The sequence below is a fragment of the Sphingobacterium corticibacterium genome (genome assembly GCF_004208525.1).
GTDB lineage: Bacteria > Bacteroidota > Bacteroidia > Sphingobacteriales > Sphingobacteriaceae > Sphingobacterium > Sphingobacterium corticibacterium.
The window spans coordinates 109,590-125,405 of the sequence record NZ_SGIT01000006.1; the positions used below are offsets into that span (position 1 = coordinate 109,590).

At 39.6% G+C, this 15,816-nt stretch carries 12 protein-coding genes; 4 read left to right on the top strand and 8 right to left on the bottom strand.

The window, feature by feature from the left end:
- Positions 1-6: 6 nt before the first annotated feature.
- Positions 7-5,385, bottom strand: coding sequence for an N-6 DNA methylase (locus tag EWE74_RS20145; protein WP_130143463.1), 5,379 nt, complete (start codon positions 5,383-5,385; stop codon positions 7-9).
- Entirely contained in the window at positions 5,372-5,809 is a 438-nt protein-coding gene (locus EWE74_RS20150; protein WP_130143464.1) for a DUF1896 domain-containing protein, read from the bottom strand. Before EWE74_RS20150 ends, EWE74_RS20145 begins: the two co-directional genes overlap by 14 nt.
- 164 nt (positions 5,810-5,973) lie before the next feature.
- Between EWE74_RS20150 and EWE74_RS20155 the strand changes: the two genes are divergently transcribed.
- From EWE74_RS20155 to EWE74_RS20165, 3 genes are all read left to right on the top strand, one after another.
- Positions 5,974-6,786: an alpha/beta hydrolase gene (locus tag EWE74_RS20155; protein WP_130143465.1), complete on the top strand. Its 813-nt coding sequence runs from the start codon at positions 5,974-5,976 to the stop codon at positions 6,784-6,786.
- An 88-nt stretch (positions 6,787-6,874) separates the two neighbouring features.
- Positions 6,875-8,083, top strand: coding sequence for a serine hydrolase domain-containing protein (locus EWE74_RS20160; protein ID WP_130143466.1), 1,209 nt, complete (start codon positions 6,875-6,877; stop codon positions 8,081-8,083).
- A 94-nt stretch (positions 8,084-8,177) separates the two neighbouring features.
- On the top strand, positions 8,178-8,354 hold the full coding sequence (locus tag EWE74_RS20165; protein WP_130143467.1) for a histone H1: 177 nt from the start codon (positions 8,178-8,180) through the stop codon (positions 8,352-8,354).
- Between the two features lie 30 nt (positions 8,355-8,384).
- Here EWE74_RS20165 and EWE74_RS20170 read toward each other — a convergent pair whose 3' ends face one another.
- The 6 genes from EWE74_RS20170 to EWE74_RS20195 form a co-directional block, all read right to left on the bottom strand.
- The gene (locus EWE74_RS20170; protein ID WP_449448557.1) at positions 8,385-9,236 is read right to left on the bottom strand and encodes an ORF6N domain-containing protein; all 852 of its coding nucleotides are present in this window, start codon (positions 9,234-9,236) and stop codon (positions 8,385-8,387) included.
- A gap of 26 nt (positions 9,237-9,262) precedes the next feature.
- Positions 9,263-11,347, bottom strand: coding sequence for a type IA DNA topoisomerase (locus EWE74_RS20175; RefSeq protein ID WP_130143469.1), 2,085 nt, complete (start codon positions 11,345-11,347; stop codon positions 9,263-9,265).
- Between the two features lie 6 nt (positions 11,348-11,353).
- On the bottom strand, positions 11,354-12,832 hold the full coding sequence (locus EWE74_RS20180; RefSeq protein ID WP_130143470.1) for a DUF3945 domain-containing protein: 1,479 nt from the start codon (positions 12,830-12,832) through the stop codon (positions 11,354-11,356).
- 99 nt (positions 12,833-12,931) lie between these two features.
- Complete coding sequence (locus EWE74_RS20185; RefSeq protein ID WP_130143471.1) at positions 12,932-13,222, bottom strand: helix-turn-helix domain-containing protein; 291 nt, start codon at positions 13,220-13,222, stop codon at positions 12,932-12,934.
- An 11-nt stretch (positions 13,223-13,233) separates the two neighbouring features.
- Positions 13,234-13,587 carry a helix-turn-helix domain-containing protein gene (locus EWE74_RS20190; RefSeq protein WP_130143472.1) on the bottom strand — a complete coding sequence of 118 codons (354 nt, stop codon included), beginning with the start codon at positions 13,585-13,587 and terminating at the stop codon, positions 13,234-13,236.
- Positions 13,588-13,835: 248 nt separating this feature from the next.
- Entirely contained in the window at positions 13,836-14,681 is an 846-nt protein-coding gene (locus tag EWE74_RS20195) for an RteC domain-containing protein (protein WP_130143473.1), read from the bottom strand.
- A gap of 510 nt (positions 14,682-15,191) precedes the next feature.
- On the opposite strand from EWE74_RS20195, the gene EWE74_RS20200 reads away from it, so the two are divergent.
- On the top strand, positions 15,192-15,788 hold the full coding sequence (locus EWE74_RS20200; RefSeq protein WP_130143474.1) for a hypothetical protein: 597 nt from the start codon (positions 15,192-15,194) through the stop codon (positions 15,786-15,788).
- The last annotated feature ends 28 nt before the right edge of the window (positions 15,789-15,816 follow it).

Consider the following 15,816-nt stretch of genomic DNA (forward strand, 5'->3'; position numbering starts at 1 on the left):
AAACTATTACAATATTCCACGGGGTAAATGAACGCCTTTCGTCCGTACAATACTCTCCGAAATACTTGGAGTTTCTTTTTGTTTTTCGGCTAGTTCCATAGTTTCTCCTTTACTTTCGGGCATGATAGAAAACTGTATTTTACGTTCAACAGCAGCCAATTCCGTTTTGAGTTCGCTCAAACGACTTTCTTTGCTCCATGTATCTTTAAGCATTTCTTGAAGAACAGGTAAATCTTTTTGTATTTCTACAATTTTCTTTTGTTCCTGCTCGATATAGCCGGGCAATTTCTCCAGTGCATTAAGGAAGTTCATAACTGCCAGTTTTTCATCTTTAGCAATCAGACCGTTGTTGTAGGTATATCTGATATTGCCCTCACCCTGTATCAAAAAACGGTTTACTCTTATATCGAGACCGTCTTTTTCAGACATTTCGGTTTTGACCAATAAGGTAAATCCGTACAGGCTTCCTATTTCTTCATACTGACCTCCGGTTCGGGCTTTGTCCGCAAGTTGGTTGAGCTTTGCACCGATTTGTTTTATATCCGCATTGGGTGGTAAGCCATCCAACTGTACAGGATTTGCAATTGTACCGTCCGAATGTTTTTGTATCCGTTGCTGTAAATTTACCCAATCAAGGCTCATTCGGTTTAAACGGGATTGAGCACTTTCAAGCAACTCCGTAAAGTCTTGCAGTTTGTATTTGGTACTGAATTTAGAACGGTTGAACGCCTGTTTTTCGCTTTCCATTCCGGCAATTTGTTTTTCTAACTTTGCTTTGTCCAACAAATCGGTATTACCCGAAAGGATAGCTACATACTCCGAAAAGTTCATTCCCGATTTTTCATCCATACTGCCCTCGTCAATCGTTCGTTTGCCGAGATTGTTATTTTTTAGCTGGTCTATGAATAGCTGTTTATTGTACAACAGGTTAAACTTATAGCTATCCAATGATTTTTCCACGGCATAGATAATTACATCTACTTTATTATTGGCAAAGAATTTGGCAATCTCATTACCTTTTCGGACAGCCCTGCCGTCACGTTGGGCAAGGTCGCTTGGTCGCCACGGCGTATCAAGATGATGAACGGCAACGGCTCTTTTCTGTGCGTTTACGCCAGTTCCGAGCATACTCGTAGAACCGAACAGTACACGGATTTTACCCTCGTTCATTCCTTTGATAAGTTCCTTACGCTGCTTATCATTTTTCGCTTCCTGAATAAAACGGACTTCATGTGCGGGGACACCGTGGTCCTCCACTAGTTTGCGTTTGATTTCAGCATACACATTCCATTCGCCGGGCTTGTATGTTCCCAAATCGGAGAAAACGAACTGCGTTCCTTTTTGTGCGTTGTATTGGTTGTAATACTTGACTATGTTTGCCGCACAATGCGAAGCCTTATTGTCGGGATGGTCTGCATAAATACCGCTTACCATACGCATATCGAGCGACATCTTGCGGGCATAATCTGTAGCGATGAGCATCTTTGCTTTTTCTTCTGTCGGACTTAAAGGAGCTCTTCCCAATAAAGTCGCATCACCCGATTTTGCAAATTGCATTAAACTTTGAATAAAATGATCTTGATCTGGTGTTGGCGGAATATTGTACAAGATCTCATTTTTATTCGGGCGATCAATCCCAATATCTTTCGCTGTTCTGTAATCTGTAATTTCAGAATAGAACTGAGCAAGTTCAGGCACTTTGATAAAGTAACGAAAGCGTTCTTTTGCGACGATATTATTCGCCACCGAAAACTCATAATCAGTTGTTTTTCTTGCATAAATAGCTGCCCATGCATCAAAGGAATGAATGCCCTGTTTTTCCATTGCTCTTGGTCGCAGATATTTGAATAAAAGATATAATTCGGTTAAGGAATTACTGATGGTTGTTCCTGACAGAAATGTAGCTCCCATATCTGCATTGGTTCTGTCCTGTATGGTACGAATAGCAAATAACAAATTCATTGCTTTTTGACTTCCATCTACATTTCCTAATCCAGCAACTCTGGAATGACGTGTGTTGAACATCAGATTTTTAAATTGGTGGCTTTCATCCACCAATAAATGGTCAATACCCATCATTTTAAAATCCACCACATCATCCTTTCTATTATCAATGTCATGTTGCAGGGTTTTGAGCTTTACTTCAAGATTTTCTTTTCTTTTGATTACCCCGGCAAGCATTCCTCTGGTTACTTCTTTACCTTGTGCTTGTAGTGCATCAAGATTACGCTCCACACTGTCCAATTCAATGGTAAGGATTTCCTTTTGTATTTCGGGTGACTGCGGTATCATCCCGAATTGATCGTGAGTAAGTATCACACAATCCCAATCATTGTTTTTAATGTCGCCAAAAATCCGCATACGCTTTTGAGGCGTAAAATCTTCTTTGCCTGGAAACAAGATTTTAGCGTGTGGGTAAGCAGTGCGGTAGGCTTCAGCAATTTCGTGAACATTGCTTTTCAGCCCAATAATCATAGGCTTATGGGCTAACCCCAAACGCTTCATTTCCCGTGCAGCCGTACACATTACCAACGTTTTTCCTGCACCTACTTCGTGGTCGCAGATAGCACCGTTGTTCAGCTTTATCATCCAAACGGTGTCCTTTTGGCTGGAATACAGGTCTTCAATGCCCAATGCCTTACGGTCTAATCCCGGAAAGTCCTGATGGCTGCCATCATAGTTCGGACGGACGAAGCAGTTAAACGTATCGTTATATTGGTCGGTCAGCCTGTTTTTAAACTCATCGTTTTGGGCGTGAAGCCAATCGGTAAAGGCGGTACGGATTTCATCAATCTTGGTGTTCGCCATTTGTATGGCTTCCATATCCCGTACTTTGACTTCCTGGTCGCCAACCGTGATTTTCTTTGTAATATCCGGTGTGGTATTGACCAAAGCATGTTTGAGTAAAGCAATGCCGTCAAAGGTTCTACTTTCAGACTTTACTGCATATTTTTCCCAGATGTGCATATTGCCTCGTTGGGCAGTAACCGAAAAATCATCGGAACTGTCGGAATAATGGATATTTACTTCCGTATCAAAAAGATGTGAAGCAAAACGGGCGTAAATGCCTGTGGGTATCCATCGTTCACCCAAATTGAAATCGAGTTCCTCAAATTCAATTCGTCTTGGTCGGGCTTCTTCCAATACAGTAAGGCTACCTTTGGCTTCGGTATCATCCGGATTGTTTTCGAGATACGTTTTTACGTCGGTTGCTTTTTCTACGACATTTCCTGCAATCCAACGTTCGGATATTTCATATTCCTTTTGCAGTGGATTGTAGAAAATACGACCGTGTAAGGCTTCTTTCAAAGCATCATCGGTCATACCGCTTATTTCGGACATATAGTCCAAATCCACGCTTCCGTATTTGTTCAGCGAAGCCGCTAACGCTTCTTCGGGATTATCCGTTGCTATGGTTATGGTAGAAAAACTAACAGGTCTGCTGAATATATCGGCTTTGTGTACAACACCGCCAACGACACGCTCCAAATAAGGGATTTCCTTACCTGCACTGTCGGTTTTGATGAGCTTAATATTATCGGCACTGTTAAGGTTGCCATACTTTTTGACAAAGGCATCGTATAGACGGTTCAGGGTTTCCCTTTCTTCCTTGTGTTCTCTCTGTTGTTTTGCTTCCTTGGTGTAAAGTTCTTGATAAACATCACGCACATTAATGTACGCTTCGGCTCTTGTCCGCTGTGCGGAAGACAAATTAAGGGGGTGGAAAATTGCAGTACCATCTGCTGTATCTATATCTTGCAGATGACCCACCCAGCCATTATCCACCACAAGGCAATCGTTACGGTGGAACGATTGGAGTTCGCCACTAAAAGGAGCACGTTCGGGAATGGTGTCGGGAACGGTTGGCTTTTCAGCTTGTCCATTCCCATTGATACTTGAAAATAGGTCGCCGGCAACCTCCTTTTTTTTGTCATTGGCTGATGTATTTCCATTGGTAGCTCTATTGATAACAGGAGGCGTATAAGGTTGCTGCATCGCACTGAACAGGTCGGTTTGGCTACCTATTGCACGGCGGTTGGTTTTAGTGCTTTGCCTTTTGGCTTGTGTACTTTTTTGGGGAGCAGTAATCATTACAGGCTCGTTCGCATTTTCAAACAGGTCGAAGATGCTTAGTTGCTTTAATTCCTGGGGGCTTTCCCGATGTGATATAGGTTCTATAACCAGAGGTGCAACCGTTGGCGTTATCGGAGGTTGTATTACAGGTTCATCGTTCCGTTCGCCTTTGTACAAATCTAAATTCAGTTGCTTTTCAAAATCTTCGGAAAGCATTTGTTTTAAATCTTTGGCAATTCCCTCAACGCCGCCTTTATGCGTATAAATAAGTGCAGGTTGTCCGTAAGGGTCGGTATCTAATTTACGGTCGGTATGCACAATTCTTGTGCTGTCCTGAAAGAGTGCATTGCCCGGAGTGTTGTATTCCGTTTGCCTGCTTTGGCAAAACAGTTCTTCGACTTCGGTCAGATTTTGTTTTGCCGTATTCTTTTGCAAGAGAATCAGGTCGCTTCCGACTTCCGTACCTGCATATTCCGTAAACAGGTTGTTGGGTAAACGAACAACCGAAACCAGATTATTACCCTGCATCAACGCCCTGCGTATTGGCTCATTCTTCGGGCTATTGAGAATGCCCTGCGAAGTGATATACGCCAATAAACCGCCCTCACGGAGCATATCAGCACCTTTTAGAAAGAAATAATTGTGTATGCTTCGGGCTGCCTGTACTTTTGCACTGTCCTTGCTTCGGGAATAGGATAAATCAAAGACGGAAGTATCGCCAAATGGAATATTGCTGGCAATTACATCATAGCTGTTTTGTTCCTTTTCGGGTATGTCCTCAAAACCGCTTATACGGATATTGCTTTCAGGATAAAGCTGTTTTAAAATCTTGCCTGTGAGCAAGTCTTTTTCATAAGCGGTAACACTTTGTTGGTTTTCCGAAAAGGATTGTATGAATGAGCCTATACCTGCGGAGGGTTCAAGGAATTTATCAATGTTCAGACCCCTTTCACGCAAGGTTGCGGAAATCGCATCTATTACCTGTGGTGGTGTATAAAAAGCCGTCAGTACGGAGCTTTTCATACTGTCCACATACCTGCGGTATTCCTTTTCGTCTTCGGAATTTTCTTTGAGTAGCTGGTGGAGTTCCTGTGTAATCGGGAAAAGGTCGTGTTCCGTTTTTCTCCAATTATTGATGTCTATTTCATTTGCTATGGGGTTCAGAACGAATTTAAGACCGCCAAATCCGCTGTATTGCATCATTAGCAGTCTTTCGCCTACGGTGGCTTGTCGTTTCTCCTTTTCCAGTTTAAAAGCAATTCGTAGGGCATCAATATTCTGTTGGAGATGTTGCTTTTTACTGAAGCCCATTTTCCTCTATCCATATTGCGATGGTTCCTGTTATTTCGGTATAGAGCAGGTCAAACTCATAACCATAAGCGAAATCATCGGTTAGTTCATAGCCGGAGAAAACAGGCTCACAAACAGGAGACATTTTAAGGGCAAATGATCGCAATTCCTCGTCTGCCATTATGGTATCAAACTCATTGCATACCACTTGAAATACGGTGTCGAATTTGGAGAAGTGCAAACCCTCAAAAAGAATATAATTGGCTATTTCATTGCATTGCTCAACCGTGTTTCCCGAAGTAAAAGCACCCTCATAAGCATTGGCAGCCCACGAAGAACGTTGGTCGATAAATTTTTGGTCGTGTGCCTTTTCGGGGAAGCTGGTGTTTAATAATTCTTGCAGTCGTAATCTGAAATACGACAGGTCTTTTTGCTGTGTATCCATGCTATAATCTTGTTTTACATTTTATTAGAAACCTAAAATTATAGCAGATAAGCTCCGTATTTAGAGAAGTGGCAGGGTTTAGCGTTTAGAGGTAGTATTTGGCGTAAGTATATTAATAGAGAGGGATTTAATTTGTATTTTTACCAAAGCAAATTTCAAAAAATATGAAAAACATTTATTTCGCTTTCCTCACAGTAATTCTATTTCTTACAAGCTGCTCAAACGTTTCACAACCGAACGACCCGATTCCGGAACACGAAACTTTTAAAATTCAATCCAAACAAGTTGGAGAGGAACGAACCATCAATGTATGGACACCAGATGACTATAAAACGACTTCCGACGCTCTATCAGTTATGTATATGGCAGACGGTGGAGTTAAAGAAGATTTTCCGCACATTGCAAACACACTGGCTAAACTTATTAAGGAGAAAAAAATAAAACCGCTTATTCTTGTAGGTATTGAGAACACAGAACGAAGAAGAGACTTGACAGGCTTTACCGAAGTGGAAAAAGACAAAGAAATTGCACCTGTTGTGGGAGGTTCTGAAAAATTCAGAGCTTTTATTAAAGAAGAACTTTTTCCCGAAATCAATAAAAAATACAGAACTACAAATGAAAAATCGATCATTGGCGAATCAGCGTCAGGGCTTTTTGTAATGGAAACTTTCTTCCTGACACCTGAAATGTTTGATAACTATATCGCATTTGACCCTTCACTTTGGTGGAACAATCATTATTTGGTAAGAACTTCAAAAGATCATTTGGCAAAATTTCCAATTACAAAAAAACGAATTTGGTTTGCAGGCTCTAACGCAGAGGATATTTCGCCTTATACGAAAGAATTAGCAGGCATTTTTAAAACAGAAAATTATCCAAATATCAAATGGAATTATTCTGACGAACCTAAAGAAAAGCACAATACCATTTTCAGGGCGACGAAAGAAAAAGCAATCGTTTGGACTATGAACCAATAAGCAACGACAAATTTTTTTTTATATCTTGATACTCTAATAATGATTGTAACAAAACTAAAATGTCTTCGTCTTTGATGAAAAATTAAATATGAAAAATATACTTTTAATCCTAATCTCTACAATTTTACTAATTTCTTGTAAAACCATTCGACAGAATAAAACCCAAAATGATGTACTAACCAAAAAATTAGAATTAACATATCAAAAAGATGCGATTAAAGGTTTTTCTGTTTCTGTTGTAAGCGATAAGGGATTGATTTATGATAAAGGTTTCGGATTTGCAGATATTGAACAAAATAAAGCATATAACTCAAGTACAACTCAAAACATTGCTTCAATTTCCAAAACACTTATTGGAATTTCTTTACTCAAAGCTCAAGAGTTAGGAAAATTAAATCTAAACGACCCGATTAATAAATATCTACCTTTTAAGATTATCAATCCAAATCATCCAGAAGTTCCTATATTAATTAAACATTTGGCATATCACACTTCTTCAATTACTGACCTTGATGAAATTTATGCAAAATCGTATGTTTTGACAAAAGACAAACACGATGAAAATGAAGGCGTTTACAATTACTTCCAAAAACCAGAAACCAATATTTCATTATGTGAATTTATACAGAATAGTTTAGTTGAAAATGGTACATGGTATCAAAAAAACTCATTTTTAAATTCAAAACCAGGTGAAAAACGTGAATATTCCAATATTGCTGCTGCTCTTTGTGCTTTGGTTATAGAATCTGCAACAGAACAAGATTATCGCACATTTACACAGAACTACATTCTGAATCCTTTGAAAATGAATAACTCTGGATGGACAACAAAAGATATTGACACTACAAAACGCTCTAGATTATTTGCATACAAAGAAAAAATGATAGCTGAATATTCTCTCATAACATATGCTGATGGAGGCTTTATCACATCGAGTAATGATTTAGGAATATTTTTATCTGAACTCATAAAAGGATACAACGGAAATGGGAAGTTATTAAGTAAAGAAAGCTATAAAAAGCTTTTTGAAAAACAGAAATTCGTAGAGGAGAAAAAAACAAAATATTATGGAATTTTCTTTGAATTTCGAGATGGTTTTCTAAATATTAAAAATGATTTGGTTGGTCACAATGGTTCTGACCCCGGAGTTTTCACTGCAATGTATTTTAACCCTACAACTAAGATTGGCAAAATAGTTTTGGTTAACACAGATACTGATTTTACTGATAATGTATGGCCCGAAATTGAAGAAATATGGAAATCTTTATCAGACTACGAGAAAACAATTAGTAAATAAAAGCCACTCTACAGGCAATGTCATATAGATGAAAATTGTAATTTCATAAATATTTCCTTTACTTTTACTCAGAAATTTTTAACCCAATATCATAATGAACGAACTAATCGAAAAAATCAATGCAAGCTTTGAGACATTAAAAGCTGATGCAGATTTACAGGCAGAAAAAGGAAACAAGGCAGCAGGTACAAGAGCTCGCAAAACTTCTTTAGAGTTAGAGAAACTCTTAAAAGAATTTAGAAAAGCATCTTTAGATGCGTCTAAAGCTTAAACATAAGACCCTTCAAATTCGAAGGGTTTGTTATTTGTTAAGTATCTGAAGCATTTTGCCTACCTCAATATCCATTCTGGAAAAAGCAAACCATTTTTTGCCCAAATCTTTCAGTGATGCTCCGATGTGGTAAAGCTCCGTATCATCAATGATTAAAAAACGGTCATGGGAATCGTTAAACAACTCAACTTCAATCGGAGGATACTGGGTATTGTACCGTTGTAAATCGAGCCTTAGCTGATTGCTGATATTTTTGGTATAGATAGTGGCAGTTACATTGTCATTGCGTTTGCCCAATAACGTTAGTACCGTGTCATCTACATAATTATCCAGCAGGATAATGGAACATTCGGCACTTCGGATAATATCGGAAACAAAGGCATAGGCATCAAAAACCTGCCCGTTGTAGAAAATACCTTTTTCGCTGTGGAGTTTGTCGCTTTCCATAGCCTTAAAGATTTCTTCAAATTTTTGATCGGCTTGTAATTGCTTCAATTCAATGTTATCTAAACGATGAAACAAAGAAGCATTGCTGATAAGCATTCGTCTCATTTCTACAAAGGCTTCCATAATTTCAACACTGACTTTAACCGCTATATCTGAACGGAGTATAGCAGAAGACATTGCGACCCCTTGCTCGGTAAAAACATAGGGCAAATAACGTCTCCCTCCATAATTCAAACTTGAGGTTCCAATTTGGAACCTCAAGTTTTGGGTTTCCTCTTCAGTCAGTTGAAAGCAAAAAGAGGCTGGAAACCTTTCAATATTTCTTTTTACGGCTTTGTTCAAGTTCTTTGTTTCCACGTGGTATAAGGAAGCGAGGTCACTATCAAGCATCACTTGCTTGCCACGTATGGTATAAATCAGATTCCTGATTTCCATTGAGCTAATGCTAGGTTTATTTTCCATTACTTTTTGTAGCTTTTATTCTTAGCAAATTCAAAGGATGTAGTGTAATCTTCATTTAATACGATATGAGCATCGAATTTCTTTCCGGCTTTGCTTTTCATTCCTTTAATGAGTGAAGTTTTCTTTTTATTAACAAGGTTTTCAATATCGGCTATGCTGATTTGTATGCCGCATACATTTCGGAACTGTACCCAGCTACACACTTCATCGGAACATTTGACAATCTTATCACGGATAATGAGTTGCTGACTTTTACATTTTGGGCAAATCAGTTTAGGGAGGTTATTTTGAGCGATAGATGTTTGTAGTAACTCATCAGTGATGGATTTGGCATAGGTCTCCATTTCCTTTTGAAAAGCACCTGCATCCGCTTCGTTGTTCTCAATTTTCTGCAATGCGAGTTCCCATTCGGCAGTCATTGCCACGTCCGCAATTTTCCGTTCTTTAACCAATTCATACACTTGCAATCCCTTTTCGGTCGGGATTAAGGATTTCTTTTCCCTTTGGATATAGTTACGGGTAAACAGGGTTTCGATAATGGCGGCTCTTGTAGCCGGAGTGCCGATACCGATATTTTGCAGGGCTTTTCTTTCGTCTTCGTTTTCGATTTCCTTTCCGGCACTTTCCATAGCCGACAAAAGTCCTGCTTCGGTATAAAGCACAGGCGGTTTGGTTTTCTTTTCCAAAACGGAGGCATCTTTTATTTTAAGTTCATCGCCTTTATTCAGTTCGGGCAAATCCTGCATAGGTTCGGTATCCTCATCGGAGAAACTACCTTTAATTCCTCGCCAACCAGCTTCTATAATTTTACAACCTTTTGTGGCAAAATCGTAATGTAAAACTTGTAAACTTACATCGGTTATCTCTTTTATACAAGATTGTGAGAGAGCTTCGAGCAATCGAAAAGCAATCATATCATAAACGGCATTTTCTGTTGCAGATAGTGCGGATGGGATTTTATCTGTAATTAACAATCCATGGTGATCTGTGACACGTAAATCGTTTACGATGCGTTTATTGAAACGTCCCCATTTCATTTTGGCTACAGCTTGTTTACAGCTCTCCTTATCCTGTAGAGCCCTAACGAGATTGGGGATTTCTGCCCACAGATCTTCAGGAATATATTTGCTTCCAGTTCGTGGATAAGTGATAAACTTTTTTTCGTACAAACTTTGGGCAATATTGAGCGTTTCTTCGGCTGAAAGGTTCAGTTTTTTATTGGCTTCCTTTTGCAATCCAGTAAGGTCGAACAATAATGGAGCTTGCTCTGTAATACTTTTGGTTTCTACCGATGTAACTGTTGCAGTATTGCATCGTTGAATAGATTTCAGCGTATCATCAGCTAGTTTTTGATCTTCCCATTTGGTTTTTGAAAGGCTTTTAAAGTCGATAAATTCTTTGTTGTGGAATAACTGTATTTGCCAAAAATTCTTTACTGCAAAATTCTTATTGTCAAGGTAGCGTCTACATATCAAAGCCAGCGTTGGCGTTTGCACTCTTCCGAGCGAATAAATACCGTTACCAGCGGCAATACTTAATGCCTGTGTTGCATTGATACCTACGAGCCAGTCGGCACGGCTTCTCCCTTGTGCTGCATAGTATAGTCCGTCAAATTCTTTTCCATCTTTGAGGTTATCAAAGCCTTGTTTAATGGCTTTTTCGGTAAGTGAACTAATCCAAAGGCGTTCAAAAGGTCTCGTACATTTCAGATATTCATAAATATACCGAAAGATGAGTTCGCCCTCACGACCTGCATCGGTAGCAACGATAATACTTTCGCTTTTATTAAAGAGTTGTTCAATAATTTTCAGTTGTTTTAATGCTCCTGAATCCGTAGCATATCCCTTGTCTTTTTTGACCTTACGAACGGTGAGCAAAAAAGGTTTAGGGATTATCGGTAAAACGGATGGATCAAATCCTGAAATGCCATAATCTTCGGGCATTCCCAATCCTATTAAATGACCGAATGCCCACGTAACAAAATAGCCGTTCCCTGTCAGGTAGCCGTCTTTTTTATCAGATGCTCCCACAAGTCCGGCTATTTCCCTTGCTACGCTTGGTTTTTCTGCAATAATTGTTTTCATACTTAATTACCTTTTTACGCCTTTGGACTTTGCAGGAGCTTTGGGTTTTTCCTGTTGTTCTTGCTGTTGTTTGTTTGTCGGTCTTTGCTGTCCCGACTTCAAAGGCTCGTTGATGTTTTTGGTCGCTTCGTTGGTTTTGCCCTCCGAATTGACGGCAGTCTGCGTTTTGTGGGCTTCGGTAGGTTTTGCCTGTGCCTTAACCTGGCTTGGAAATTGGAAGTTCGTTTTTCCGGTTTCTGCATTGAAAGTGATATAACCCTGATATGGTTGCCCTTTTTTATCCCTCAATCCGTCAATGTAAACGGTTTGCCCGGCTTTGAAATCCTTATGCTGCTCATCGGTCAGTTCTTTGCCCCTGAATGTTTTTGGAGCTTCCTGCGGCTGGCTTTGCTGATTACTTTGTCCGTTGTTTTGGGTTTGACCGTTGCTTTGGGTTTGCCTTTTGGAATTATTGCGGTCAAACAGGAACTCCACATAACGCTTGTCAGCATTGAACTGTACCGTTGCCGAAAACTCCGTTCCTTTAGTGGAAATCATACCCTCTAACTTTAGCGGTTTACCCTCCAATAAAGTTTGCTTTTGGGCATCGTCCAGTTTCACACCCTTAATTTCATCGGGAATTTTTATAAACTCCGTCCGTAATGCAATTACATCATTGGTCAGCTTGTCTATACTGATAATGGACGGCATTAGTTCGCCTGTTTTGGTGTTTTTCAAATCAACCACACGCCCCATATTGCCCGTTTCGAGCAGGTTTTTCTTGTCCTCATCCGTAAATTTGTGTCCGAAAAATTCAGAGTGTAGATTAGGTTCTTTTTTGATACCGTGTATTCCTACTACAACTTTTCCGTCTTCGGCTTGCTGTAAAGACAGGCGGGCATCCGTACGGAGAATAGTACCACCGAGGTTAACGCCAATCGGTAGGAGTTCATTGGTTTTATAACCTTTCAATAAAGGTTCAAGCAGGTTTCTCTTTTCAAGGTATTCCTTACTTAATCCGAGATTGTTCATTGTGTCCCAATCAATCTGCTCCGGCTTGTAGCGGTATTGGCTGGCTTCCGGTGGTGTTGTTTGTGCTGTTTCCATATCATTTTTATTTTCTTGCTTTTTATCCTGTTGCGGTTCTGTTTTCACTTCGTGTTCTTTCATCACTTTTTCGCCTTCAGGGGTTGGCTTATCCACCTGCTTTTGCATTTTCTGTGCTTTATCTACGGCTTCATCAGCCGATACCTTGAAGAATGAAAAATTGGTAGGGTTCTTTAACTGGCTGAAAAAATTGGAGAAGAAGTTGGAAAAGAAATCGCCGCTTTTGTCCACACGCATAAATTGGTTTTGGTTTTTCATCGTGGGGTCAACGGTTTCCATTTTCCCGTTTTCATCAATGCTTTTTACGGCTTGGATTTTCATTTTCTCTTTATCCAGCACCAGCAATATGTCCGATAATTGTTCGGGCATTTCCTGTTTGTTTGTGATTTCTTCGCTCATAATCTGAAAAATTTTAAAGTTTACCGCCGAATGTAAAGTAAGCGTTGGCTGTATTGCCCGAAGTGGCACTCAAAGGCAGTCTTTGTCTTTCATTGGCGTTCATTTTGAGGGCGGGTTAAAGCTCTCCCTTATGAACTGATGCACATCGGACAGTTTGTAATACAGTTTTCCGCTTATCGTATAATAGGGCAACTTCCCGATGGAGCGATACCTTTGGAGGGAACGGTTGCTGATTTTCAGCATTTGAAGCAAATCCTGATTGTCGAGCAATTCCTCGCCGTCAATGCTGTTGCGTTTCTTTTGCAAATCATCAATATGGTCGCTAAGCATATCAAGGCGGTCAATTATACGTTGCATCCACGCCAAAAATTCCATTCTGTCAATATTCATAGGGACACATTTTATTGTTTACCGGATTTTAACTTTCTGCCTTTTTCGATATAGCTTTTGCCTTTTACCATAAGCTCCTGCACATACTCATCACTGCTCTGTACGGCATTGGCATTGAGCATATCCTTAATTGCTCCAATGGTGTAGAAGTATTGCCCGTAGATTTTTGAATAAGCAATCTCGCCTTTGGTACGCATACGCCATAAGGTCTTTTCGCTGATGTGCAGGTATTGGCATACCTCGTGGTTATTGAGCCACAGGTCATCATAGCTTGTATTGTCCAATCTTTTCAGGTAGTCAGCAATGGCGTTGATACGGCTGTTGAGCTGTTGCCACGCTTCTTCTTCGATAGTTATTATTTTCATTGCACAGCTTTTAAATGTTCACTATGCAAAACTCCTAAAGGTGGCAGTGTTTGTCTGCCAATCCTTACCCATTGGTTTGGCGGTTTTTTGAATTTTTTACAAATCAGCAAACCCCTTGTTTAATAAGGGTTTATCGTGTTTTCGAATATTTTGTAATGAAGTTTAAGAGCATTTGCCAATTGGCATATATGGGCAAAGAAAAAGCAGTACATTTTGTGTACTGCTTTTAAATTAATGTATCGTATTAGCTAAAGGTCTTTATCCATATATTCTTCGAGTGATATTTTAAGCTGGTCTAAAAATGCAGTTCGGGAACCTGCCCTTGTTTTCATTCTGTGGAAAGAGTGGTGTATATCGTTTAAGGGAGCTCGGAATAATACCTGAAAAATCAATGCTAATTTTCTTATACCAATTCTTCCGTATGCAATAGAATTTGAAGCATAGAGAGCATATATCAATTCGATAAGTGCATTTTGAGAATTTGTCCACGAAATGTCCTTGTTTGCATCTCCATTTAGTAAAATTGCATCTGGATTTTCTTCGGGATTGATTTTAGTAAGTATGTAGGTGTAAAGTAATTCATTCGCAATAATGTGGGCTATCTTGTTGTCATAGTACGTTGAGAAACTAAGGTCTATTTCAAATACGCCACTCTTTAAGCCATCGTGGTAGTTGATTTGCCCGAGCCTGAAAAAAGAATGATCTCGGTCAATCCTACCTGTACGATAGTACCTGTAAAAATCTTCATTGCAGATACTCTCTTTATATTCTGATTTGAGATTTTTTAATAGATTCTCATAATAGTTTTGATGTATTTTGCCATTGCTGACGGGGCAGGTTGTTTCAATGCGGAAGACTTTGTTATAGTAGATGAGTTTCCCTAAAACTTGCGGTTTGATATTTTTGAAAAATTCTATCTCTTGCTGCTCATCTGTAAATCCAGTCTGTAAGACTTGGGCTTTTATGGAACACAACATTTCATTAAGGAATAAGGTCATTTGATATGCTTCTTCCGATGTTGGCAACATTTGAGAAGAAAGTTTCTCTTCCTTATGATGAATTTGCGATAATATTTTACTCAACACGATTTCCATAGCATAGTCGTTTTGAAGTTAGCACTATTTGTTTCGGAGTTACACCTATCGTTGGCATGTCAAAATTTGGAAATAATATTGAAAGCAATATCACAGGCTCCCCCCAATGGGGGAATTTTATAGCGAATTAAAGTTGAAAGGAAAGGACGAGAAAAAGGTAAAGCACTAATGTACTTTACCCATTATTTATTACATTTGCATTAATGATTTACAAGGTAATCAAATGAAAGCAAGTGCAGTAAGCACCATTACTAAATCGTTACCGATAGTGTTTCCCTCTCTTGTAAACTACTCTTTATTAGCCACTTTGTGCTAAATTAATCTTTTTTAATAAAAAAAGGATTTTAAGAAACGCCTTTTTCCTTCGCAATCCTTCATGATCATTCGCAAGGTGCTGAACATCATTGTTTTATGAAAAATATTCCAAACCTTTGTTTCGTAAGGCAGACGAATGGGTACCCGAAAGTGCTTACACAGAAATAGTTTTTTAACGAGTAAAAATTTAGAAAAATGGCAAAATCAAGAGACAATGTCGTGATGCAGGGTGCATCAGGCAAAGTGGGAAGAAACCTCGTGTTTCGCCAAAGAGGAGATCAGACAATTATCGCGAAACGTCCCCGCGTTACAGCAGGAGGCCGCGAGGTTACCGAAAAGCAACAACAGGTACAGAATCGCTTCCTGAACGCTTCCCTATACGCCAAACAGGCCATTCAGGATCCGGAACTGAAAGCTGCCTACAGCAGGAAAGCCACGGTAAACCAGACAGCTTACAACGTAGCATTCAAAGATTTCTTTGCCCGCCCGGAAGTACGGCTGTTGAACGATAGTGGATATCTGGGAAACGTAGGAGACGAAATCACGTTTTTGGTCAGGGATATCCTGAAAGTGACCGCAATAGAATTTGAGATCCTTGATCAGGATGACACAGTTGTGGAAGTCGGACAGGCAGAACCCACCGACGAGGAAAACACGGGGTGGAAGTACACAGCTAGTACGGAGAATATAGATTATACGAATGCTATATACCGGATCACCATGCTGGATACGCCGAAGAATACCACCGAGGTGATCAAAGCTTACGGCGCGGATAGGGATGTAAATCCTTAACCAGGTAGGGGTAGACCACTTGGTCTGC